The 21,483-nt window shown below is 65.8% G+C and carries 20 protein-coding genes; 1 reads left to right on the top strand and 19 read right to left on the bottom strand.

Annotated elements, in window-relative coordinates; translation table 11 throughout:
• Window positions 1–185: 185 nt before the first annotated feature.
• The 4 genes from ptsP to QP802_RS05825 form a co-directional block, all read right to left on the bottom strand.
• Window positions 186–1,877, bottom strand: a complete 1,692-nt coding sequence (gene ptsP, locus QP802_RS05840; RefSeq protein ID WP_284817815.1) for a phosphoenolpyruvate--protein phosphotransferase — start codon at window positions 1,875–1,877, stop codon at window positions 186–188.
• Window positions 1,878–1,910: 33 nt separating this feature from the next.
• The gene (locus QP802_RS05835; RefSeq protein WP_284817813.1) at window positions 1,911–2,738 is read right to left on the bottom strand and encodes a PRD domain-containing protein; all 828 of its coding nucleotides are present in this window, start codon (window positions 2,736–2,738) and stop codon (window positions 1,911–1,913) included.
• Window positions 2,739–2,748: 10 nt separating this feature from the next.
• Entirely contained in the window at window positions 2,749–4,815 is a 2,067-nt protein-coding gene (locus tag QP802_RS05830) for a glucose PTS transporter subunit IIA (RefSeq protein WP_284817812.1), read from the bottom strand.
• Between the two features lie 108 nt (window positions 4,816–4,923).
• The gene (locus tag QP802_RS05825; RefSeq protein WP_284817811.1) at window positions 4,924–6,093 is read right to left on the bottom strand and encodes a glycosyltransferase 87 family protein; all 1,170 of its coding nucleotides are present in this window, start codon (window positions 6,091–6,093) and stop codon (window positions 4,924–4,926) included.
• A gap of 134 nt (window positions 6,094–6,227) precedes the next feature.
• Between QP802_RS05825 and QP802_RS05820 the strand changes: the two genes are divergently transcribed.
• Window positions 6,228–6,719, top strand: a complete 492-nt coding sequence (locus QP802_RS05820; protein WP_284817808.1) for an NINE protein — start codon at window positions 6,228–6,230, stop codon at window positions 6,717–6,719.
• A gap of 254 nt (window positions 6,720–6,973) precedes the next feature.
• Here QP802_RS05820 and lysS read toward each other — a convergent pair whose 3' ends face one another.
• The 15 genes from lysS to dacB form a co-directional block, all read right to left on the bottom strand.
• Complete coding sequence (lysS, locus tag QP802_RS05815; RefSeq protein WP_284817806.1) at window positions 6,974–8,524, bottom strand: lysine--tRNA ligase; 1,551 nt, start codon at window positions 8,522–8,524, stop codon at window positions 6,974–6,976.
• A gap of 25 nt (window positions 8,525–8,549) precedes the next feature.
• Window positions 8,550–9,944 carry a DHA2 family efflux MFS transporter permease subunit gene (locus QP802_RS05810; protein ID WP_256060071.1) on the bottom strand — a complete coding sequence of 465 codons (1,395 nt, stop codon included), beginning with the start codon at window positions 9,942–9,944 and terminating at the stop codon, window positions 8,550–8,552.
• Window positions 9,945–9,957: 13 nt separating this feature from the next.
• Window positions 9,958–11,244: a hypothetical protein gene (locus tag QP802_RS05805; RefSeq protein ID WP_284817802.1), complete on the bottom strand. Its 1,287-nt coding sequence runs from the start codon at window positions 11,242–11,244 to the stop codon at window positions 9,958–9,960.
• Window positions 11,245–11,301: 57 nt separating this feature from the next.
• On the bottom strand, window positions 11,302–12,108 hold the full coding sequence (locus tag QP802_RS05800; protein ID WP_070361899.1) for a pantoate--beta-alanine ligase: 807 nt from the start codon (window positions 12,106–12,108) through the stop codon (window positions 11,302–11,304).
• Complete coding sequence (locus QP802_RS05795) at window positions 12,105–12,740, bottom strand: hypothetical protein (RefSeq protein WP_070361898.1); 636 nt, start codon at window positions 12,738–12,740, stop codon at window positions 12,105–12,107. Before QP802_RS05795 ends, QP802_RS05800 begins: the two co-directional genes overlap by 4 nt.
• Window positions 12,737–13,564 carry a DUF6779 domain-containing protein gene (locus QP802_RS05790; protein ID WP_284817799.1) on the bottom strand — a complete coding sequence of 276 codons (828 nt, stop codon included), beginning with the start codon at window positions 13,562–13,564 and terminating at the stop codon, window positions 12,737–12,739. The genes QP802_RS05795 and QP802_RS05790 overlap by 4 nt, the downstream gene beginning before the upstream one ends.
• Before the next feature lie 10 nt (window positions 13,565–13,574).
• Window positions 13,575–14,042: a DUF3180 domain-containing protein gene (locus tag QP802_RS05785; protein ID WP_070361896.1), complete on the bottom strand. Its 468-nt coding sequence runs from the start codon at window positions 14,040–14,042 to the stop codon at window positions 13,575–13,577.
• Complete coding sequence (gene folK / locus QP802_RS05780) at window positions 14,039–14,500, bottom strand: 2-amino-4-hydroxy-6-hydroxymethyldihydropteridine diphosphokinase (RefSeq protein ID WP_070361895.1); 462 nt, start codon at window positions 14,498–14,500, stop codon at window positions 14,039–14,041. The genes QP802_RS05785 and folK overlap by 4 nt, the downstream gene beginning before the upstream one ends.
• Complete coding sequence (folB, locus tag QP802_RS05775) at window positions 14,500–14,880, bottom strand: dihydroneopterin aldolase (protein ID WP_256001083.1); 381 nt, start codon at window positions 14,878–14,880, stop codon at window positions 14,500–14,502. The genes folK and folB overlap by 1 nt, the downstream gene beginning before the upstream one ends.
• Window positions 14,873–15,724, bottom strand: a complete 852-nt coding sequence (gene folP, locus QP802_RS05770) for a dihydropteroate synthase (protein WP_256001084.1) — start codon at window positions 15,722–15,724, stop codon at window positions 14,873–14,875. The genes folB and folP overlap by 8 nt, the downstream gene beginning before the upstream one ends.
• A 2-nt stretch (window positions 15,725–15,726) precedes the next feature.
• Window positions 15,727–16,299: a GTP cyclohydrolase I FolE gene (folE, locus tag QP802_RS05765; RefSeq protein WP_070361892.1), complete on the bottom strand. Its 573-nt coding sequence runs from the start codon at window positions 16,297–16,299 to the stop codon at window positions 15,727–15,729.
• The gene (gene ftsH / locus QP802_RS05760; protein WP_284817796.1) at window positions 16,289–18,595 is read right to left on the bottom strand and encodes an ATP-dependent zinc metalloprotease FtsH; all 2,307 of its coding nucleotides are present in this window, start codon (window positions 18,593–18,595) and stop codon (window positions 16,289–16,291) included. Before ftsH ends, folE begins: the two co-directional genes overlap by 11 nt.
• A gap of 18 nt (window positions 18,596–18,613) precedes the next feature.
• Window positions 18,614–19,222: a hypoxanthine phosphoribosyltransferase gene (gene hpt, locus QP802_RS05755; protein ID WP_176754803.1), complete on the bottom strand. Its 609-nt coding sequence runs from the start codon at window positions 19,220–19,222 to the stop codon at window positions 18,614–18,616.
• 78 nt (window positions 19,223–19,300) lie between these two features.
• On the bottom strand, window positions 19,301–20,206 hold the full coding sequence (gene tilS, locus QP802_RS05750) for a tRNA lysidine(34) synthetase TilS (protein WP_284817794.1): 906 nt from the start codon (window positions 20,204–20,206) through the stop codon (window positions 19,301–19,303).
• A 2-nt stretch (window positions 20,207–20,208) separates the two neighbouring features.
• Window positions 20,209–21,471, bottom strand: coding sequence for a D-alanyl-D-alanine carboxypeptidase/D-alanyl-D-alanine endopeptidase (dacB, locus tag QP802_RS05745; protein WP_284817792.1), 1,263 nt, complete (start codon window positions 21,469–21,471; stop codon window positions 20,209–20,211).
• Window positions 21,472–21,483: the final 12 nt, after the last annotated feature.

Genomic DNA, 21,483 nt, shown 5'->3' with positions numbered 1-21,483 from the left:
GGCTGACCCCTTACTAATAACGGTTTTTAAAGAGTTGTCACCAACCATAACGCCCCCGGCGGACACATCGTCCCGCCGAGGGCGTCACTTCATGGCTTCAGGGGCCATTACACCAGCTCAGGTCGGGTGTTCGCTCGTAGCGAACAGAGGCTTTTCGACGCCTCCTCCGGCCCCAACCGGCCAGTTTAGAGCAGGTCGCGCAGCACCGGATCCGCGATCTTGAGCACGTTCTCGCGTGCTTCCTTCGCGGTCGGGGCGTCGACGGCAAAGTTTGCCATCTGGCGGCAGGTGTCGCGGTCGTGCAGGCGTAGCGCGGCGCGCACCGCGTTGACCTTGCCCGGCGCCATGGACAGGGAGCTCACGCCCAGGCCGACGAGGACGAGCGCCATGAGCGGGTCGCCGCCTGCCTCGCCGCACACGCCGATGGACTTGCCGGTGGCTTCGCCACCGCGGCAGGTCTCGCGGATCATGGCCAGCGTTGCCGGCTGCCACGGGGTGAGCAGCTCTGCGAGCTCGCCCTGCATGCGGTCGGCGGCCATGGTGTACTGCGACAGGTCATTGGTGCCGATGGATGCGAAGTCCGCGATGTCCAGGATGTGGGAGGAGCGGATAGCGGCCGCGGGGGTCTCCACCATCACGCCGACCTTCGGCAGACCGTGGGCGCGTGCGCGCTCGGTGAACCAGCGGGTCTCCTCCACCGTGGCCACCATTGGGGCCATGACCCACAGTTCAGCCTCCGGGACAGCCTTGCGTGCTGCGGCCAGCGCCTTGAGCTGGTCGTCGAGGAGGTCTTCGCGGGCCATGGACAGGCGCAGGCCGCGACGGCCCAGTGCCGGGTTCTCTTCCTCGCCGAGGTCGGCGAAGGACAGCGGCTTGTCGGCGCCTGCGTCCAGGGTGCGCACGACGACGCGGCGGTCACCGAATGCGCGCAGCACCTTGGTGTACGTCTCGGTCTGCTCCTCGACGCTCGGGGCGGAATCGCGGTCCAGGAAGAGGAACTCGGTGCGGAACAGGCCGGAGCCTTCCAGGTCGTAGCCAGAGGCCTTCGCGGCATCGTCCGCGGTGCCGATGTTGGCCAGCAGCTTCACGCGGTAGCCGTCGCGGGTGGCACCCTCGCCGGAGGAGCCTGCCAGGGCTGCGGCGCGGCGGCGGGAGCGCTCCTCGAGCTCGGCGACGTCCGACTCGTTCGGGGCGACGATCACCTCGCCGACGCCGCCGTCAAGCGCGATCGCTGGGGCGTCGACAAGCGCCTCAGTAATGCCCTTGACCTGCACCGCTGCGGGGATGCCGAGCTGCGCGGCGAGGATCGCCGTATGCGATGTCGCGCCGCCGGCCTCCGTCACGATGCCGACGACCAACGCTGGATCCAACGTCGCGGTCTCTGCCGGTGCGAGGTCGTTCGCGACGAGCACGGACGGCACCTCGAGCGCAGGCACGCCCGGCTCCGGCACCCCGCGCAGGCGCGCGGTCGCGCGGTCGCGGATGTCGTAGAGGTCGGTGACGCGCTCAGCCATGTAGCCGCCGAGCTTGCGGAACTTCGCCGCGTAGGCCTCCACCGCGTCGTGGACCGCCTTGGTCACGCCGGTCCCCTTCTTCAGTTCCTTCTTAATGCCGCGCACCAGGCCGCGGTCCTTCGCCAAGGCGGCGGTGGCCTCAAGGACAGCCTTGGATGTTTCGGAGTTTGCGTGCTCTGCGCGCGCCGTCAAGGACGCGGAGACTTCTTCCAGGACCGCGACGACGCGCTCGCCGTCAGCGTCTGGGTCGGTGCATGGTTGTTCGTGCTCGTCGATACCAACGGCGGGTGTAACAACTGCGACCGGGCCAGAGGCGGTACCTGAGGAAACCCCGATCCCATACAAGACGGTGCGGTCAGTCATGAGTGTGTCCTTTCAGCAATCAAGCTAATGGTATTACATTTGATGGTACGCGCTGAGGCGCGCAATGTGCAGAGCAAGGTACGCAATTTCATCTTCTGTCAACGCTGTATCGAAGCGAAGCTCCACTACAGCGGCCACTTTTCGGGCGCACTCAACTTCCCTCGGGTAACTGCGCGTCAACTCACGCGCCAGCGGAGAATTTCCGCGCTCGAGTTGTTTCCCCTGCTCAAGGCGAACAAACAAATAACGAATGTGTGTAATAAACCGGGCCACATTTATCGACGCCGCTTCGAACTCCACCCCAAACTCAGCCTCAATGATCTGCATCATCTGCTGAATCAACCCCGTCATCCGGTACGTATGCGCCAGGTCACCGGTGTTGAAACCGGCGTTGACCAGGTGCATCGCAAGCGCGGTGGCTTCGGTGGTGGGCAGGGTGGCGTCGAAAAGAATGTTGATGTGCTCCAGCAGGCGTTCGCCCTGTGCATACTCTGCCGGGTACAGGTGCTGAACCTCGGCGCGCAACGGGTAGGCGATCTCCTCGCCACGAGATGCGCGCTCAAACGCGTTGATGATGTGGTCCGTCACCGCGGTGACCAGCGTGATGCTGGGCTTTGCGCCCACGGCCTCCAACGCTGCGGTCACACGGTGTATATCTTCGGCGGGAAGCCCGGCAATCATTTGGCCGGAGTGGTCCGGGTCCCGACCATCCACCGGAACAAATACTCGCTGCACCTTCGACTCGTCGAGGACGTCGCCCTTCTTTGCCCCAAAGGCGATGCCCCGACCGGTCACCACAACATCCTCCGACCCGCGGCGGGCCAGGACGACGTTGTTGTTAAAGATGCGCAGTATTTGCATGTGTTCGACCCTACTTGGTTACCCCCAACAGTGGCTGGCCGACCTCGGCCTCACCAGTGGCGATATCTTCCACAGCGGCCAGCGACTTGGAGTTGACCACGGTCACGATCACCGTGGTGTCCACGCCGTGACCTGCGATTGCGCCGAAGTCGACGTCCGCGAGGGCGTCGCCAATCTCGACGCGCTGCTTCTTCTCCACGAGCGGGGTGAAGCCTTCGCCCTTCAGCTTGACGGTGTCAATGCCGATGTGGACGAGGACCTCGACGCCGTCGTCAGTCTTGATGCCGTAGGCGTGCCCCGTCTTCGCGACAGAGATCACCTTGCCAGCAACCGGCGCCACAACCTTCTCGACGCCACCTTCCGGCAGCACACCAATCGCCTGGCCGAGCGCACCGGATGCGAACGCGGCGTCCTGGATCTGGTCCATCGGGACAACCTTGCCTGCGATCGGCGCGGTGACCTCGCGTGTGTCCGCTGCAGGGGCCGCCGGCTCGTCGGCCTCTGCTGCTGCAGCGGCTGGAGCGGCCGCCGCCGGAGCTGCTGCAACTGCCGGAGCTTCCTCCTGCTCTTTTTCCTCCTGCGCTGCACGTGCGCGAGCCAGGGCCTCTTCACGCTCTTCCGGCGTGCGGTAGTCGGTGAAGTAGATGACGAAGAACGCGGTGAAGAACGCGACCGCAATCGCGATGACGTAGACCCACATCGGGCTGAAGACCACGGTGGTCAAAAGCGAGGTGAACACGAACGCGTTGGTCTGCACGCCGCCGAACGGGGTGCCCAGGATCGCAATGGTCAGGCCACCGGTGAAGCAGCCCACCAGCATGCGCGGGTAGATCCTCTTGTAGCGCAGGTGAATACCGTAGAGCGACGGCTCCGAAATACCACCGAACAGACCAGCTGCCAGCGCCGACCCGGAGGTCTGGCGCATGACTGGATCCTTATCGCGCAGCGAGAGCGCGAACACAGCAGCCGTTGCACCGAAGCAGGCGAAGTTCCAGGCACCCATTGGGCCCTGGATGAAGTCGTAGCCCAGGGTCTGTATGTTGACCAGCATGAGGGCGTTGAGCGGCCAGTGCAGGCCGAGCGGAACCAGGAACGGGTACAGCATCGGGATCAGGATGGCGAACACGAACGGCGCGTTACCGTTCAGCCACGCAAGGCCAACACCAATCCATGCGCCGAGCGCGTAGCCGAGCGGCCCAATCACGATCGCGGTGACTGGGATCATCACCAAGAGGGTGAGGAACGGCACGAACACCATGTGGACCGCGGACGGAATAATCTTCTGGAAACCCTTGTACACCAGGGCCGCCACGACCGCCATGATCAGCGGCACGAACACGTTGCCTTCGTAGCCAGGCAGCAACATCGGCAAGCCCATCACCGTCACGCGGCTGACCTCGGTGCCGAGCAGGTCGTTGACCTCAGTCACGGCATCCGGGTGGTCCGCCAGCCCCATGAACTCGGGGGTGAACAGCGCCAGGATGACGGCGGCAGGCACCCACGGCTCAATGTTGAGCTTCTTGCCTGCGTTGTACGCCACCATCACCGGCAGGAAGTAGAACACCGAGCGCCACATCGCGTCGACGAACTGCCAACCCGGCGTCTTGACCTCCGCATGGAAGTCAACAAAGCCCAGCGCGTCCATCACCGCAGCAAACGCAATAATTAACGACGCCCCAAGCAACACACCCAGAATCGGCCTAAAGGAATCCGAGAGGTACTCGAAAAAGGCGTCCATCCACGGCACCTTGCCCTGCGCCTTCGCGCGCTGGGCCGCCTTCACGTCATCGTTGCTCTGGCTGCCACGCGACTGCATCTCCGGCAGATTGTTCATCGCGTTGTACACCGTCGCGACGTCCCCGCCAACAATCACCTGGTAGTGCGACCCACCCTGCGGCACCGCACCCATCACCTTCGGGTTCGCCTCAAGACGCTCCTTGTCAGCCAGGGAGGCGTCGTTGAGCTCAAAACGCAAACGGGTCGCGCAGTGCGTAAAGGACGCAATGTTGTCCGCACCACCAATCCCCGCAAGGATATCCGCCGCCTGCTCCTGCAAGCCGGCCTGCTTGGTTGCCATGTTCACTCCTTTTCTGCATAGATCCAGGGATGAAAAAAGACCCGAGACGCGAAAACGTCCCAGGTCTTGCCCCGCCGAACCCGGCAGGTAACAACCCTGTGGTTGGTATTACGTTCCACTATATGTCGGAACGTTTTGGTGTGCAATAAGCTTGCTCTCAGCTGGGAACCAACGCTCCAGCAGCAGCGCTGCCCACATCGCCAACGAGGCCAACCCGATCAAGTTGCCCATGTACCAAAGGGGCGTCGAGAAGCTGTAGGCATCAACCTCCGGGTAGAGCTGATACGACGGCACAAACAGCACCGCGACGTAGAGCACGTGCGCGAGCTTCCACACCGACGGCACCGCCGCAAAAATCAGCGGGACCGCCAACATCACGCAGGAGAAGTGGTGCGACACCGCATACGGCCCACCCACGCTAATGCCCAACGCGACGAAAAACAGCGCGTGCACATCCAGCCCGCGACGCAGCAAATACCACGCCCCCAACCCCGTGAGCAGCGCGAAAAGCAGGAAGATGACGCCGGTCGGGGCGTCGAAACCTGCGCGCGCGAACAGACCGGACAGCGCCTGGTTCGGCGGGTACATCGCGTTACCGCCGCGGTCGGTGTTAAAGAACTCGTCGGTGAAGTAGTACCAGGTCTCCGCCGGACGCATCAGCACACCAATCGCAATCGTGCCAACGAACGTCCCCGCAGCACGCGCCACCGACGCCCAATCCTTCTTCACCAAAAACAGAATCGCGAACGCTGCCGGCGTGATCTTAATCCCGGCCGCGATGCCCACGCCGACGCCGCGCAACTGCCGCGGCAACAAACCGAGCACATCCACCACGACCAGCGCAAAGAGGAACACGTTAATCTGGCCGAAGAAGAAATTCGCCTGCAACGGATCAATCGCCAGCGACCACGCAATCACCCCCACCAGCACCAGCGGCGTCACCTTCACGTCCAGGCGGCGCAGCGCCAGCCACGAAATGAGCGCCACGCACGCCATCGTCGCCAACGTCCACACCACGTCCATCACCGGCTCAGGCATCCACGTCAGCGGTACGAACAGCAACGCCGCAAACGGCGGGTAGATGAAACGGAAGCCGCTGCGCGTCGGGAAGTCGTCATACAGGTCGGCGCCACTGGTCAAGGCGTTGCCGGCGTCGCGAAACACGCCGACGTCCAGCAACTCACCGCGCGCAGCACTGCCAAAGACCTCACTGAGCCCACTCGCAGCCGCGAGCACACCAACGAGCACCCACACCCACAACGAAACCTGCTTCACCATCGCATCGCCTTACGCCCATGACTGTTGTCTAACTCTGCTGCCTAACTCTGGGCATCTTACCGATACACGGGGAGAAGAATGAACTACACTTACGGAGCGAACCATTCCCGACTGCCTTGAATTGAGGAAAACACATGAACGAACAGCAGCCCATGTATGACAAAGATGGCCTCCCAATCACGCAGCCAACCAACCAATTCCAAGGGTTCGGGCAATACGGGCAGACTGGGCAGTTCGGGCAAGCTGGGCAGTTCGGGCAGGGTTCACCGTACGGGCAACCGCAGATGCAACAGTTCGCGCCTGCACAAATGCCACAAATGCAGCAGATGCAGATGGCCTACGGGCGCGCCGTGCCCCAAAAGAACAAGTTCCTCGCAGCGGCGTTGTTCTTCTTCCTAGGCTCGTTTGGCATCGGCAACTTCTACCTTGGGCAGAACGTCCGCGGCGTCACCAAAGTGGGACTCTTCCTAACCGGCAGCCTCTTTAGCCTGATCCCGTTCGTCGGCTGGATTGTTTCCACGCCGATCTTCCTCGCACTATGGGTGTGGTGCATCATCGAGATGATCATGGTCCTCGTCGGCGGCGGAGGCTACGACACCGACGCCAACGGGATCCCGCTGAAGTAAGTGACACAAGCAGAAAGTTCACGGCCGCCAAGCTGAACTGCGCACCAGATTCCCCAATTTAGAAAGTGCTATCAGAATAACGGCTGGTCAACAAAGGGCTAGCGTTTTAATAGGCGGGAATTTGGTGCGCCCTAAGCCGAGCCACGGGGAACTTTTCCACAGCAGCACGCGAACAAGCAATGCAAAAAGCCCGGCGGTCTGGGAAAACACAAAATCCCAAGCGCCGGGCCCATTCAAACCCAAGCTAGCTTGACCTACACCTCCGGCTTCACCAGCGGGAACAGCACTGTCTCGCGGATGCCCAGGCCGGTCAGCGCCATCAGCAGGCGGTCGATGCCCATGCCACAGCCGGCGGTTGGTGGCATGCCCTGTTCCATCGCGGCGAGGAAGTCCTCGTCGAGGACCATGGCTTCGTCGTCGCCGTGGGCGGCGAGGCGGGCTTGGTCTTCGAAGCGTTCGCGCTGGATGACTGGGTCGACGAGTTCGGAGTAGCCGGTGGCCAGCTCGAAGCCGCGGACGTAGAGGTCGAACTTCTCGGTGACGCCAGGCTGCTCGCGGTGGTCGCGGGTCAGTGGGGACGTCTCGACTGGGAAGTTGATCACGAAGGTCGGCTCGTAGAGCTGGTCGGAGCAGAGGTGCTCCCAGATCTCCTCGACGAGCTTGCCGTGTAGCCAGCCCTCATCCTTCGGCACCTTCAGGCCGATGACGTCGGCGATGCCCTTGAGTTCCTCCACGGAGGACTCGATGGTGACCTCAGGCTGGCCCGGGAACTTGCGCTGCAGCGCCTCGTTGAGGGAAGGGTACATCTCCATGACCTTCCACTCGCCGCCGAGGTCGTACTCGGTGCCGTCTGGAAGGGTGACGGTGGTGGAGCCGAAGACTTCCTTCGCACAGAACTGCACGAGTTCCTGCATGGTCTTCGCGCCGTCCTTGTAGGTGCTCCATGCTTGGTAGGTCTCGAGCATGGTGAACTCGGGCGAGTGGGAAGAGTCGACGCCCTCGTTGCGGAAGTTGCGGTTGAGCTCGAAGACGCGCTCAATGCCGCCAACGACACAACGCTTGAGGTAGAGCTCCGGCGCAATGCGCAGGTAGAGATCCATGTCGAGCGCGTTGGAGCGGGTAATGAACGGGCGGGCTGCGGCGCCGCCGTGCAGGGTCTGCAGCATCGGCGTCTCGACCTCGACGAAGTCGTGGCCGGTGAGGAACTTACGCACAGCTGCGATGACCTTGATGCGGGTCATGGCGTTCTTGCGGGCGTCCTCGCGCATGATGAGGTCTGTGTAGCGGTGGCGGACGCGCTGCTCCTCGTTCATATCAGCGAACGCGACAGGAAGCGGGCGTAGCGCCTTGGACGCCATGTGCCAGGACTGCGCCTGGACGGAGAGCTCGCCACGGCGGGAAGCGATGACGCGGCCACGCACGGAGACGATGTCGCCGAGGTCGGTGTCGGCCTTCCAGGACGCGAGCGCCTCCTCCCCTACCTCTGCGAGGGAAAGCATGACCTGCAGCTGGGTGCCGTCGCCCTCCTGGAGGGTGGCGAAGCAGAGCTTGCCGGTGTTGCGCTGGAACATAATGCGGCCCGCGACGGCGACGACGTCCTGTGTCTCTTCGCCCGGCGCGAGGTTGAACTGGCCGTCGCCTTCGCCCTCGGGCACGGCACGGTACTTCTGGCGCAGCTCGCGCAAGGAGGTCGTGCGGTCGACGACGACTGGGTAGGCGTCGCGGCCTTCGCTCAGAAGCTTTTCGCGCTTCGCACGACGGAACTGTTGCTGTTCGGAGAGGTCCTGCGTTGTTTGATTCTTCACGCTGACCTAGCCTAGTCGGTCCGGGTCAGCCGTGGTCAATTAGTCGTGTATTCGGCTTGCCTCCCACGAAGCACACGGCTACAACGACGAGCAGCATGCCGACGCCTCCAACGATGAAGGCGCGCGCCGTCCCGTCGGAGGCGCTGCCGGTGGCCTGGGTGCCCATGGTCATCGTTGCGATGAACACCGCGGTGCCCGCCGCCCCGCCGAGCTGCTGCAGCGTGTTGAGCGCCGCGGAGCCGTGGGCGTAGAGCTGCGACGGCAGCGAGGACAGTGACACGGTCATGAGCGGGGTCATGATCATGGACATCGCCACGTTGACCAGGATCAGCACGGCAACGAGCTGCCACTGTGGGGTGTCATCGGCGAGGATGGCCACAAGGATCCACTGGGAGGCCAACATCAGCACCGCACCCGGGATGGCCAGGGGCCGTGGTCCGTAGGCGTCGTAGCAGCGCCCCGCAATTGGGGACGCGACGCCCTGTGCAATACCACCTGGCAGCAGGATCAGACCGGTGGCCACCGTGGAAATCCCCAGGCCGACCTGCATGTAGACCGGCAGGATGTTCACGGTGCCCAGCAGGATGCCGAAGGCGATGAACACGCCCACAACGGAGAAGGCGAAGTTGCGGTGGGTAAACACGCTCAGGTCAAGCAGCGCGCGCCCGGTTGGCGCCAGTCGCAGCTGCCTGCGCACGAACAGCACCAGGAACACCGCGCCGATGACCAGGGCCGCGGCAGGGTTCCAGGAATCGCCGGTGAGCAGGGAGGTGATCGTCGATAAGCCGTAGACAAGGCCGCCGAACGCGAGTGCTGAAAGGAGCACCGACAGGATATCGAGTGGAGCGTCGTGGCGCTCGCCGACGTTCGGGAGGGCGAACACCGCGAGCAGCACCGCCACGGCTGGGATGGGCACCATCACCCAGAAGATGTGGTGCCAGGTAAACGCGCCGAGCACGAAGCCGGCGAGCGTGGGGCCAAGGGCGGGCGCCACCGACATCACCACCGCGTTGAGTCCCATCACCGTGCCGCGGCGCTGCGGGGCGACCACCGTCACGGTAACCGTCATGAGCAGCGGCAACATCGCCGCCGTGCCAAGTGCCTGCACCACGCGCGCGGCGAGCAACACCCCGAACGAGGGCGCGGTGGCCGCCATGACGCAGCCGACGATGAACAGCGCCATCGAGGCGAAGTAGACGGCGCGGGTGCTGAGGCGCTGGATGACGAAGCCGGAGGCCGGGATCGCCACGGACATGGTGAGCAGGAAGCCGGTCATCAGCCACTGGGCCGTATCGGCGGGTACGCCGAAGTCCGCCATGATTGCGGGCAGGGCAACAGCGACGGTGGTCTCGTTGAAGATCATCATCATCGCAGAGACCACCAGCACTCCAATAAGCAGTACTGGGTTCGTTGATTTCATAGCCCGGCTTAGGCTACTCCTCGTCAGCAACTGGGGCACAGAGAGGCAGGTCGAGGCGCTGTGCCTCGGCATCATCGCCGTTGATGACCACCATGTACTCACGCTCGGCGCGCGGGGTCAGCACGAAGGCTGGCGGGGTGGCGTCGGGAAGCTGGTAGTCGTAGATGAGGCACTCGCCGGAGCCCAGCACGACGGCTTCCTTCGGGTCCGGCAGGACACGATCGAGCGCATCAGAAGAAACATACTTTGCGACGGAGACCCCCAACGTCTCGTTCGCGCAGCGGATCTTGCCCTCCTGGCCCTCGTCCGGCGTGGCGGAGTCACAGGTCAGGCCGTGCCAACCCTTCTGCCCGGCTTTGTCGGACACGATGCCGGGGTAGGTCTCGGCGATTTCGGCCTCGACGCCGACCCACTCCTCACCGCGGTGCTGCATCCAGTACCAGATGCCGCCGGCTGCAATGAGCAGCAGCACCACGATGGCCGCGATCCACGGCCAGAGCTTGAACTTCTTCTCGGCTTCTGGGCGCACGTACTCGCCGGTCGGCCCATACGGGTAGGGCTGCGGTGGCTGGCGGTAGCCGTCGGTGGCGCCCGGCGCGACCGGGGACACCTCCGGCTCATCGAGGGGTTCACCGGCGACGGCGTTGAGGTAGCCGACGCAGCCGGTGGCGGCGTTGGCGGCGTCCTCGTCAACGTCGAGGCCGGTCATGGAGTTAAAAAGGTCGATAAAGCTTGCGACGTTCGCCGCGTGTTGCTCCTCGGCGTGCTCGGGCGCGGTGGCCGTCGGGCCGACCAGGGTGAGCTTGACCGGGACGCTGGACCAGGCTGGCTGCACCAGCATCCGGGACGCGTCCACGGAGCGGGCCACGAACGCGCCGAGGCCCTGGGCGTCATAGTCATCGATGGCTTCGGCCACGCCGATGAGCAGCTCGCGGGCCTCGGCGGGGGTGAATACGCCGCCGTCGGCGTGCTTGTCGGCGATCAGGCGGGCGAGCGAAGCGCCGGTCGGGGCTTCGCGCAGTACGTAGAGGTGGCCGTCGTCGGTGTAGCCGGCGCTGCGCGGCTGGAACGCGCCCGGGTGGTTCGAGGCGGCAAGCGCCCGGTTCAGGCCTGCGATGTCGCGGCGTTGGTTCTCGGGCTGGGTGGCGTCGAAAAGCTCGACTTCGACGGCCTGGCCTGCATCATTGCTGGCGACGAAGAGCTGTGAGTCTTCGGTGCGCCCTGTGGCTTGGACTTGCTCGGGGGTGAAGTCCATGCCGAAGCGCTCGTTCAGGATTCCAGCAATCAGGTCTATAGGCATGCCAAAGAGTGTAGCGAATAACTCGCCGTTTCTCGCTATGGCCCTCGTCTTTCCGCCCTAGTCCTCGATGTGTTTGAAGCCGATGCCGAGCGGCAGACCAACGTTGTCGTGGAGGCGCACCGTGCCGCCGTCGGTGGCGGGCAGGTCGATCGCGGCGAGCAGCCGGGCGTCGCCCTGGGCAGGGGCCTCGCGCATAGCCAGGTCGCGCACGGCGAGGTAGGCAGGCGTGACCCCTGCGGCTTCGAGCACGCCGCGCACGGTGTCCAGGACGGTCTCGGCGCCGTGTTCGGCGGCGTGCGCCCCCGCGGTCAGGGCGGCGGACAGCGCAAGCGCCTGGTCGTGGGCGTCTTCAGCGACGCGCTCGTTGCGCAGCGAAAGCGCCAGCCCGTCAGGCATGCGCACGGTGGGCACGCTGTGCAGCTTCACCTCCATGCGCAGCCCAGACACGGCCAGCTGGGTGGCCACGAGCAGCTCGAAGTCCTTCTCCCCCATCACCAGGTCGGTGGCGTGCGTGGCGTTGAGTACCGCCAGGATGCGGGCGACGTCGCGGGACACGGCGTCGGCGTCGTCGAGGTGCTCCATCCCGGTGCGCACGCTCACGGCGGTGCGCAGCTCGCCGTGGAAGACCACGTCCACGCCCTCGTTGCGGAAGGTCTCGGGCACCTCCTCGCCGGAGTAGGTGACAAACACGTACGCGCCGAGCAGCGATTTCGCCGCCCGGATCAGCTCGATGTGCCCGGCGTGGACGTCGGCGCCCAGCGGTACGACCGCAATCGTCTTGCCAATCTTGCGGAATGCGCGCCCGTAGGTGGCCAACAGCTGCTCATCACGTACGACAACCGCGTTGCCCGGTTCAAAAGTCACAGGTCTTCCTCTCGTTGCTGCGCCGCGCGGCGCTCCAATACTTCTACTAATCGACGCACCCCTTCTCCCCCAACCGGCTCTCGGTCGAGCGGGCGCAGCGGCGGCAGCTCGGCGCCGTCGAGGGCGTCCGCGACCGCCTCGAAGTTGGGGTTGGCCTGCCGCAGCAGCGCAAGCGCGTCCTCCTGGACGACGCGCTGCAGGGCGCGCAGGTGCTGGGCGGTGGCCACCAGCGGGCGGGCCGCATCCGTGATCGGCATGGTGACCTGCCCGAGCTCCCCGAGCACCAGCGCGATCACGGTCTCCCCCAGCTCGTCGGCCGCAGAGGTGACCCACACGTTGTCCACGATGTTGTGCGCGCACATCACGACGGCCCCTGCGACCTCCACCTCGTCGAGGAGCTGGGCGCCGTGGTCCAGGTTGGTGTGCCAGAACATCTGCCTCGGGCGTACGAACGGCGCGCACTCGGCGGCGGCGCGCTCAATAACGTCAGCGGAGCCCTCGAGGAGCACCAGGTCGGCGGCGGCGATGTCCGCGGCCACGCGCGGGTACGTCACGCAGTGCCCGGCGCGCGCAAGCTGATCACTCAGCGCGCTGGGGCCGCGCCAGGCGGCGATGGTCAGCGTTGGGCTCATTTGTTGCGGCGCGCTAGCAGCTCGGCGACAGAGACAGCGTTGTCACCGGCCGCGTCGCGGCGGCGGCGTCCCCCAGCGCGCGGAGCTGGTTCCGGCACGGTCTCGATGACCTCAGTGACTGGCTGCTCGTGGCGGCCGTGCTCAGGCTCAGGCTCTGGTTGTGGTGCTGGCTCGGGCTCCGACTCAGGCACTGGCTCGGGTACGGGCTCAGGCTCCGGGATTGGTGTCGGTTCAGGCGCCGGCTTCTGCGCTTCTTGTGCTTCTTGCGCTTCCTGCGCTTCTTGCTTCGCCTGGTGCTCGCTAATCAGCGCCGTGAGCGGGTTCTGCGTCTCCCGACTCGGCTGGCTGCCGATGCGCCCGGCGATCGCGTCGGAGGACGGCGCCCCGGCCGGGCGGTCTTCGGACGGTTCGTAGGTGGGCTGGGTGAAGGACTCAATCTCCTGGATGCGGCGCGCCGCGGCGTGCACGGCGGCGGGCTCGTACTCGAAGACGTGCCCGCTCATCTCCTCAATCGTGGAGCGCAGGGAGCGCAGCTCCTCCTGGATGTCGCGCAGCAATTCCTCGGAGGGGGCGTCGACACCCGAGGGTGCGCCAGCGCGCGCGGCCTCGAGCTCGGCGGCGAACGTCTTCTCCCGCTCCTCCTGCAGGCGCGCGACCTCCTCGTTGTCGCGGCGCAGGCGGTAGATCACAATGAGGCCCGCGACGGCGGCCCACAGCGCCAGGATCAGCGAAAGCTTGAGTATGTTCGCGGAGTTGGTAAACAACATCACCACTGTGCCTGCAAGCGCAGCCACAAATGGAACAATCACCCAAGTATTTTTCATGCCCACTACCTTAGCTAACCTGTTCTCCACTTGAGGGCGGCGACACCTCACACACCCGTTCCAGCACTACACCGGCTACCGCCAGAGTGACTCCGCCCAGCGCCCCGGAGACCAAGGGCGGCACGTCCTGCGCCGCGGCCATCAGCACGTGCATCCGGGGCAACACGAAGAGCAGGCACCCCGCGTACAGCCCGCCGCTGACCGCTCCTGCCCAGGTGCAGGCCTTGCCAAACAGCATGAAGTTCGCCGCCATCATCGGGTTGAGCTGGCTGCGATCCAGACCAACCTTGCCCTCATCGCGGCGCTTGTGCACCATGAACGCAACGTAGAAACACACCGCGGCGACGATCCAGAGGCTCAGCGGCACCACCATGTTCAGCGACTCAAGCAGGCCGAACAGGCGGCGCACCACAATGAACGCGGCGGCGGTACAAAACCCGAACACGGCGATCACTCCGGACAGCGGCGTGCGTTTCACAGCTTGCGAACCCCCTGCGGTTCCAGCTCCGCGAGAATCTCGCTGACCGGGCGATCGAGCAGCTTGGCGTGCGGGTCAATCTCCAGCCAGGGAACCAGCACGAACTCGCGCAGGTGTGCGCGAGGGTGTGGCAGCGTCAGCTCAGGGTCGTCGCTGCGGTAGCCCTCGAAGTCGATGATGTCCACGTCCAGTGTGCGCGGGCCCCAGCGCACGTCGCGTACCCGGTTCGCCTGCTGCTCCAGGCGCTGGCAGCGGGCAAGGAGGCTGTAGGGGTCGTCGCTGTCGGTTTCGATAAGAAAGCTCTGGTTGAGAAAGTCTGGCTGCTCCACCCCGCCCCAGGGCGCGGTGGCGTAAATCGAGCTTGCGTCGAGGAGCTCGGCGGCGAACTCGTCGGCGACCGACTGCAGGTGGGCACGCGAGTCCTCCATGTTGGAGCCTGCCGAAATCACCGCGCGCATCAGCGGGCCCCCATCCGTTTACGGGAACGGCGTGCCACCACGGCGACGTCCTCGAAGGGAAGCGGGATCGGCGCGTGCGGCTTGTGCAGCGTGACCTCCACCGCGTGCAGGATGTCGAAGCGCTCCATGGCGGCCTCGGCGATCTCGGTGGCCACCGTCTCGATGAGCTGGCGCGGCCTGCCCGAGGCGATGTCGCTGGCCAGCTGGGCTAGCTCCGCGTAGTTCATCGTCTGGGTCAGGTCGTCGGTGGCGGCGGCGCCTGCGAAGTCGAGCCAGCAGGTGATGTCCAACAGAAAGCGCTGCCCGTGCTCGCGCTCGTGCGGCAACACCCCGTGGTGTGCGTAGACGGACAGGCCCTTGAGCTCAATGCGGTCAGCCAAGGTTGCCCGCCTTCCACGCGGCGGCCACGTCCACGGCGTCGCGGGAAACGGCCACCTCGTGCACACGCACGCACCAGGCGCCAGCCTGAGCGCACAGGGCGGTGACGGCGGCGGTGGCTGGGTCCGCATCGACCGGGCCGTGCTCGAGCCCGCGGGCGGCGCGCACCCCGGTGAGGAAGCGCTTGCGGCTGGCCCCCACCAGCAGCGGGTAGCCGCAGTCCATCAGCGCGGGCAGGGCCTGCAGCAGCTGCCAGTTCTCTTGCGGGGTCTTGGCAAAGCCGAGGCCCGGGTCCAGCGTGATCTGCTCGGGGCGCACCCCAGCGGCCGTGGCGTTGGCAACCAGCTCGTCGAAGAGGCCGAGCACGTCAGCCACCACGTCCCCGCCGTGGTCGGCGGCACCGGAGGCGTTCACGAACTGCTGGGCGCGCCAGTGCATCAGGCACACCGGCAGGTCCGTGCGCGCCATCGTGGCGTACATGTCCGGGTCCGCGAGCCCGCCGGAGACGTCGTTGATGAGGTCCACGCCCGCCTCGGCGGCGGCCTCCGCGGTGGCCGCGCGCATCGTGTCCACGGAGGTCCGAATGCCGTCCTCCTGCAGCGCCCGGATCACCGGGGCCACGCGCGCCGCTTCAACCTCGGCGGGCACACGCGTCGCGCCCGGCCTGGTCGACTCCGCGCCAACGTCAATGATGTCCGCGCCCAGGCGGACCAGCTCGTGGGCGTGCGAGAGAGCATCGTCAACTGCGAGCCACTTCCCGCCATCCGAGAAGGAGTCCTCCGTGACATTGACGATGCCCATCACCGTCGTGCGCCCCGGCGCGGTGAGATCCTGCACACTGACCATTGCTAGCTCCTTATCAGGCTCAAGACCTCGGCGCGGGAGGCGGCGTTCTTCTGGAAGCCACCGCGCACCGCGGAGGTCGTCGTCACGGCACCAGGCTTGCGGATGCCCCGCATCGCCATACACAGGTGCTCACATTCCAGCACCACAATCACGGCGGAAGCCCCCAGCTTATCGACGATCGCGTCCGCAATCTGCGCCGTCAACCGCTCCTGCACCTGTGGCCGCTTCGCGTACATATCGGCCAGGCGGGCGAGCTTCGACAGGCCCGTGACCTTGCCTTCCTTGCCCGGGATGTAGCCGACGTGCGCCTTGCCAAAGAATGGCACCAGGTGGTGCTCGCACGTGGAGTACACCGGGATGTCGCGCACCAGCACGAGCTCCCGGTAGTCCTCCGCGAACGTCTTCTCCAGCACAGCGGTCGGGTCCTGGTGCAGCCCCGCGAACACTTCCTCGTACGCCTTCGCCACCCGCGCCGGGGTTTCCTTCAGGCCCTCGCGGTCCGGGTCTTCGCCGACTGCGATGAGGAGTTCGCGCACCGCGGCTTCGGCGCGGGCGCGGTCGAACTTACTGGTCATCCTCGTTGCTCCTGTGTCGTGGCAGCTGTTTGGTTTCTTCCTCAGACGATCGGTCGGGCCGGTCGGGCCGCTCGTGCTCCGGCAGGCGGAACCCGATCTCCTCGTCCGGGCGGTAGTTGTCCATGCCCGGGTGCGTATCCGGCTCAGGCTTCGGCGCAGGCTCAGGCGCTGGCGCGGGCTCAGGTTTCGCCTTCGGCGCGCCCGGGTACGTCCAGTCGTTCGGCGGCTTCGGCCCGCCGTAGGTCGGGGCGCCTCCCGCAGGTGGCGGTGGCAGCGGAGCGCCGTGCTCCTTCTCCCGTTCTTTTCGACGCCGCTCCCGCGTCTCACGCGACGCCTCAAGGATGGAGAAGCGCTTCGGCGGCTCCTCACCACGCTCCTCGGCAAGCTCGACCGGGGTCTTGACGGGCTCGCGGCCGATCTGGCGGACGAAGCGGATGTCGTAGGCCGGCAGCTCCGGACGGTGCGGCTCCACGCCTTCGAGGAGTGCTTCGAGGTCCTGGCGGCGCAGCGTTTCCTTCTCCAGCAGCTTGGACACCATGGTGTCCAGCTGGTCGCGGTACTGCTCCAGGATGCCGTAGGCGGTGGCGTGGGCGGCGTCGATAAGCGTGTGTACCTCCTTATCGATCGTGGCTGCAACCTCCGGCGAGGACTCCATCTTGGCGCCCGCCCCCATGCCGGAGAAGGCGTCGCCCTGCGCCTGGCCGTACTTCACCGTGCCCAGCGCTGAGGTCATGCCGTACTCGGTGACCATCGCGCGCGCGATCTTGGTGGCCTGCTCGATGTCGTTGGAGGCACCCGTGGTCGGCTCGCCGAAGACGAGCTCCTCCGCGGAGCGCCCGCCCATGGCGAAGACGAGCTGGGCGAAGAGCTCGTCGCGGTTGTACATGCCTTTGTCGTCCTCGTCGGCCGTCATCGCGAACCCACCGGTTCGGCCGCGGGCGAGGATGGTGACCTTGTAGACGCGCTCGATGTCCTTGAGCGCCCATGCCGCGAGCGTGTGCCCACCCTCGTGGTAGGCGGTGACCTTCTTCTCCTTCTCCGAAATCACCTTCGAGGAGCGGCGCGGCCCGCCGATCACGCGGTCCGTGGCCTCCTCCAGCGCGTCCGGGGTGATCACGTTGCCGCCGATGCGGGCGGTAAGCAGCGCGGCCTCGTTGAGCACGTTGGCCAGGTCCGCACCACTCATGCCGGCGGTGCGCTTCGCCAGCGCATCCAGGTCCACGTCCTTGGACAACGGCTTGCCCTTCGCGTGCACCTTCAGAATCTGGGCGCGCCCCGCGATGTCCGGGTTGGTCACCGGGATCTGACGATCGAAGCGGCCCGGGCGCAGCAGCGCCGGGTCCAGGATGTCCGGGCGGTTCGTCGCCGCGATCAGGATCACGCCTTCGCGGTCACCGAAGCCGTCCATCTCAACCAGCAGCTGGTTGAGGGTTTGCTCGCGCTCGTCGTGGCCGCCGCCCATGCCGGAGCCGCGCTGGCGGCCGACGGCGTCAATCTCGTCGATAAAGATGATGCAGGGCGAGTTCTCGCGTGCCTGCTTGAACAGGTCGCGCACGCGGGAGGCGCCCACGCCGACGAACATCTCCACGAAGTCGGAGCCGGAGATGGTGTAGAACGGCACCCCGGCCTCACCAGCGACGGCGCGCGCGAGCAGCGTCTTACCCGTGCCAGGCGGGCCGTACAGCAGCACGCCACGCGGGATCTTCGCGCCGAGCGACTCGTAAATCTTCGGATCGATGAGGAAGTCCACGACCTCCTGCAGCTCATCGACGGCCTCGTCCGCACCCGCGACGTCCGCGAACGTATTCGTCGGATTGTCCTTCGACAGCTGCTTCGCCTTCGACGACCCAATCCCGAACATGCCGCCTCCGGCCTGCATGCGGTACATGAAGAAGAACAACAGGCCGAAGATCAGCACCATCGGCAGCATGAAGCCGAGCATCGACATCAGGAAAGACTCCTGCGTCACGTTCGTCTTGTACTTGTCCGGGGCGGCTTCCTTCACCGCGCCGAAGATCTCCGGCGTGGTGCGCGCCGGGTACTGGGCGCTGATCTGCTCGACGCCCTCGCGCTCTTCGACCTTGATCGGCTCCCGCAGGTCAATGCGGACGCGCTGCTCGCGGTCGTCGATCTGGACTTCCTTGGCGTTCTTGTTCTGCAGCTGCTCCATCGCGATCGACGTGTCCACGCGCTGGTAGCCGCGGGTGTCATCCCCGATGAGGGTGAGCAGGTACAAAACAATAAGCACGGTGGCGCCAATCAGGCCCCACCGCAACACGTTTTTATTCTTGGTCATACAGCTCTTCTGTGTGTATTAGATGTCCTCAGGCGCGTCGGAGTAGACGCGAGGGTGCAACGTGCCCACGTACGGCAAGTCGCGGTAGCGCTCGGCGTAGTCCAGGCCATAGCCGATGACGAACTCGTTCGGGATGTCGAAGCCGACGTCGAGAAGATCAATCTTGGCCTTCTGCACCTCAGGCTTACGCAGCAGCGTGATCACCTCGAGGCTCTTCGGGTTACGCCCCGACAGGTTCTTCAGCAGCCACGACAGGGTCAAACCGGAGTCGATGATGTCCTCGACCACGAGCACGTCGCGGCCTTCGATCTCCTTGTCCAGGTCCTTCAGAATGCGCACCACGCCCGAAGAGGTGGTGGAGCTGCCGTAGGAGGACACCGCCATGAACTCCATCTCACACGGGATGGAGAGCTTGCGGGCGAAGTCCGTCAAGAAGAACACAGCGCCCTTGAGCACGCACACGAGCACTAGGTCCTGCTCGGAGTCGCGGTACTTCTCGGAGACCATGTCAGCCAGCTCTTGGATGCGCCGCTGCAGGTCTTCCTCGGGGATCAACACCGCCTCTACGTCGTCTCCGTAGCGGTGTGGCGCAACGTTGAAATCCTTCTTGTCATACAGCTCGGTCATCGGGTGCCCTTTCTCAAGCCCTTCTCGGTTGGCATCAGTTCATCATCTTGCCACTTTCACGTCACCTTGGACAACCGTTTACGCGAACACGAGCGTTCCGTCGCGCCGCTCCACCCGCACTCCCCCGCCGAGCTGCACCGCGCCCTGCCCCCGCCAGTTCGTCACCAAGGCTTCAATCGCCGCAAGGTGGGCACCTTTGACCTCCCCCCGCTTTTCGACGACCCACTCCGCCAACACCGCCCTCCTCACCACCGACGGCAGTGTTGCGAGCTCCGCGCAGTCCAGCGTGTCTTCGTTCGCGGCCGGGGTGATGCGCTGGAGCTGCGCCGCGGCTTGCGCGATCCGGTCCGCCGTGCCCGCCAACGCCGGGACGACTTCCCCGCCGACGATCTCCTCCAGCAGCGGAATCACCCGGGTGCGCAGCGCCACACGCCGGTACCGCTCGTCCTTGTTCATCGGGTCCTGCCAGGGTGCGACGCCCAGTTCGGCGCAGGCGCCCGCGGTGTCCGCGCGGCGGACATGCAGCAGCGGGCGCACCAGCCGACCCGCGCGCGGCGCCATCCCCGCCGGGTTGCCGCGCAGCGCCCCGAGCAGCAGCGTTTCGGCCTGGTCGTCGGCGGTGTGGGCCGTCCACACGTCGCGGCCCGGGCCGGCGTGTTCGAACAGGGCCGCGTAGCGCGCCTGGCGGGCGTCGGCCTCCGTGCCCTTACCCGTTGGTGTGATTTGGATGGTCACGATTTCCGCGGGCACCCCAAACGCGCGCGCCTGCTCCGCCGCACGCCAGGCCACCTCCGCCGAGCCCTCCTGCAGCCCGTGGTCCACCACCAGCGCCGTCACGTCCAAACGTTCCGCCGCGGCCGCCGCTACCAGCGCCAACGAGTCCGCCCCGCCCGACAGCCCAATTACCGCAGGCTCCGTCCACCCGCGCACCGCGCGGCGGCACGCCAAGAAGTGGGGGCTGCGCCGGGGCCAGAACGGCTCCATCGCTAGAACTCCCGCAGCGCCGAGGCGAACGTGTCCATCGCCCGGCGCGCCTCCAGAATGTCCGAGTCATTCGAGAGCAGCGCAAACGTGTACACGTTGCCGCTTTCCGCAGTCACCGTGCCCGCCAGCCCGGACGTCTCGTCCAAGGTGCCCGTCTTCGCGCGCACCCAGCCACGCCCGGCCAGGTCCCCATAGCGGGTGGCCAAGGTGCCGTCGCCGGCCGCGACCGGCAGCGCGTCCAGCATCGGGCGCAGCTGCTCGTGCTGAGTAGCGTCACTCAGGATGCTGTCCAACATGCGCGGGGTGATCCGGTTGTCCACCGACAGCCCCGAGCTGTCCACCAAGGTGATGCCGCCCGTGTCAAAGCCGTGCTCAGCCAGGACGTGCAGGGTGGCGGAGGGGGCGTCGATACCTACGTGGTCCGCCACCTCCCTGCCGATGGCCTCCGCGTAGACGTTGTCGGACTCCTTCATCATCATGTGCAGGCGCTGCACCAGGTCCGGCGACTCCACGCTTGCCAGCGTATCTGTCTCCGCGGGCGCCGGGCCGAGACCGACCGTCTCGGCGCCCACGCGGTCCGCGAGCGCCTGCGCCACATCCAACGCCGGAGTATGCGAGCGCGGCACGTCCCCCTCCGTCTCCCCGTTGAGGCGACCGCCCGAGAGCATCGCCGGTTCCAGCGGCGCGACGAAGCCGCCATCGATGTCCACGGGGTCCCAGCCAGGCATCATGGTCGGCTGGCCCTCCCACGCCTTCGTGTCGATGAAGACAGCAGTGACCTGCTGGTTTTTGAGTTGCTCGGCGAGCTGCTCGATGGCCTCCGCGTCCAACCACACGTCACCATTCGCCTTGATCACGACCGAGCCCGGCTGCTCCCCACTCACCACCTGCGTCTCGATCCTGTCATCCGCCCCCAACTCCAACACCGCCGCCGCAGCCGTCAAAATCTTCGTCGTCGACGCCGGGCGCAACGCCTCGCCCGCCAACCGATCAAACAACACCTCACCCGTCGAACCGTCCGACACACGCGCATGGAACGTGCCCAACGTGGGGTCCTCCGCAAGCTCCGCCAGGCGCGCCTGCAGCGCCTCGACATCCACCGGGCGTGGCACCGCCGGCACCAACACCGGCTCCGCCTGCGGCAACTGATACGCCGGGGCGTGCTCAATACGACCCAGCTCCTGCTGCGTCGCCACACCGAAGCCAGCCGCGCCACCCACCGCGACCAACGCAACCCCGCCAACAATCCAAGTCCAAAGCTTCACGGCGCATAAGCG

Source organism: Corynebacterium sp. UMB10119B (assembly GCF_030228125.1).
Classification (GTDB): domain Bacteria; phylum Actinomycetota; class Actinomycetes; order Mycobacteriales; family Mycobacteriaceae; genus Corynebacterium; species Corynebacterium pseudogenitalium.
The sequence above is the reverse complement of the archived record's forward strand: the minus strand, read 5'-3'. Positions and strand labels throughout refer to the sequence as shown.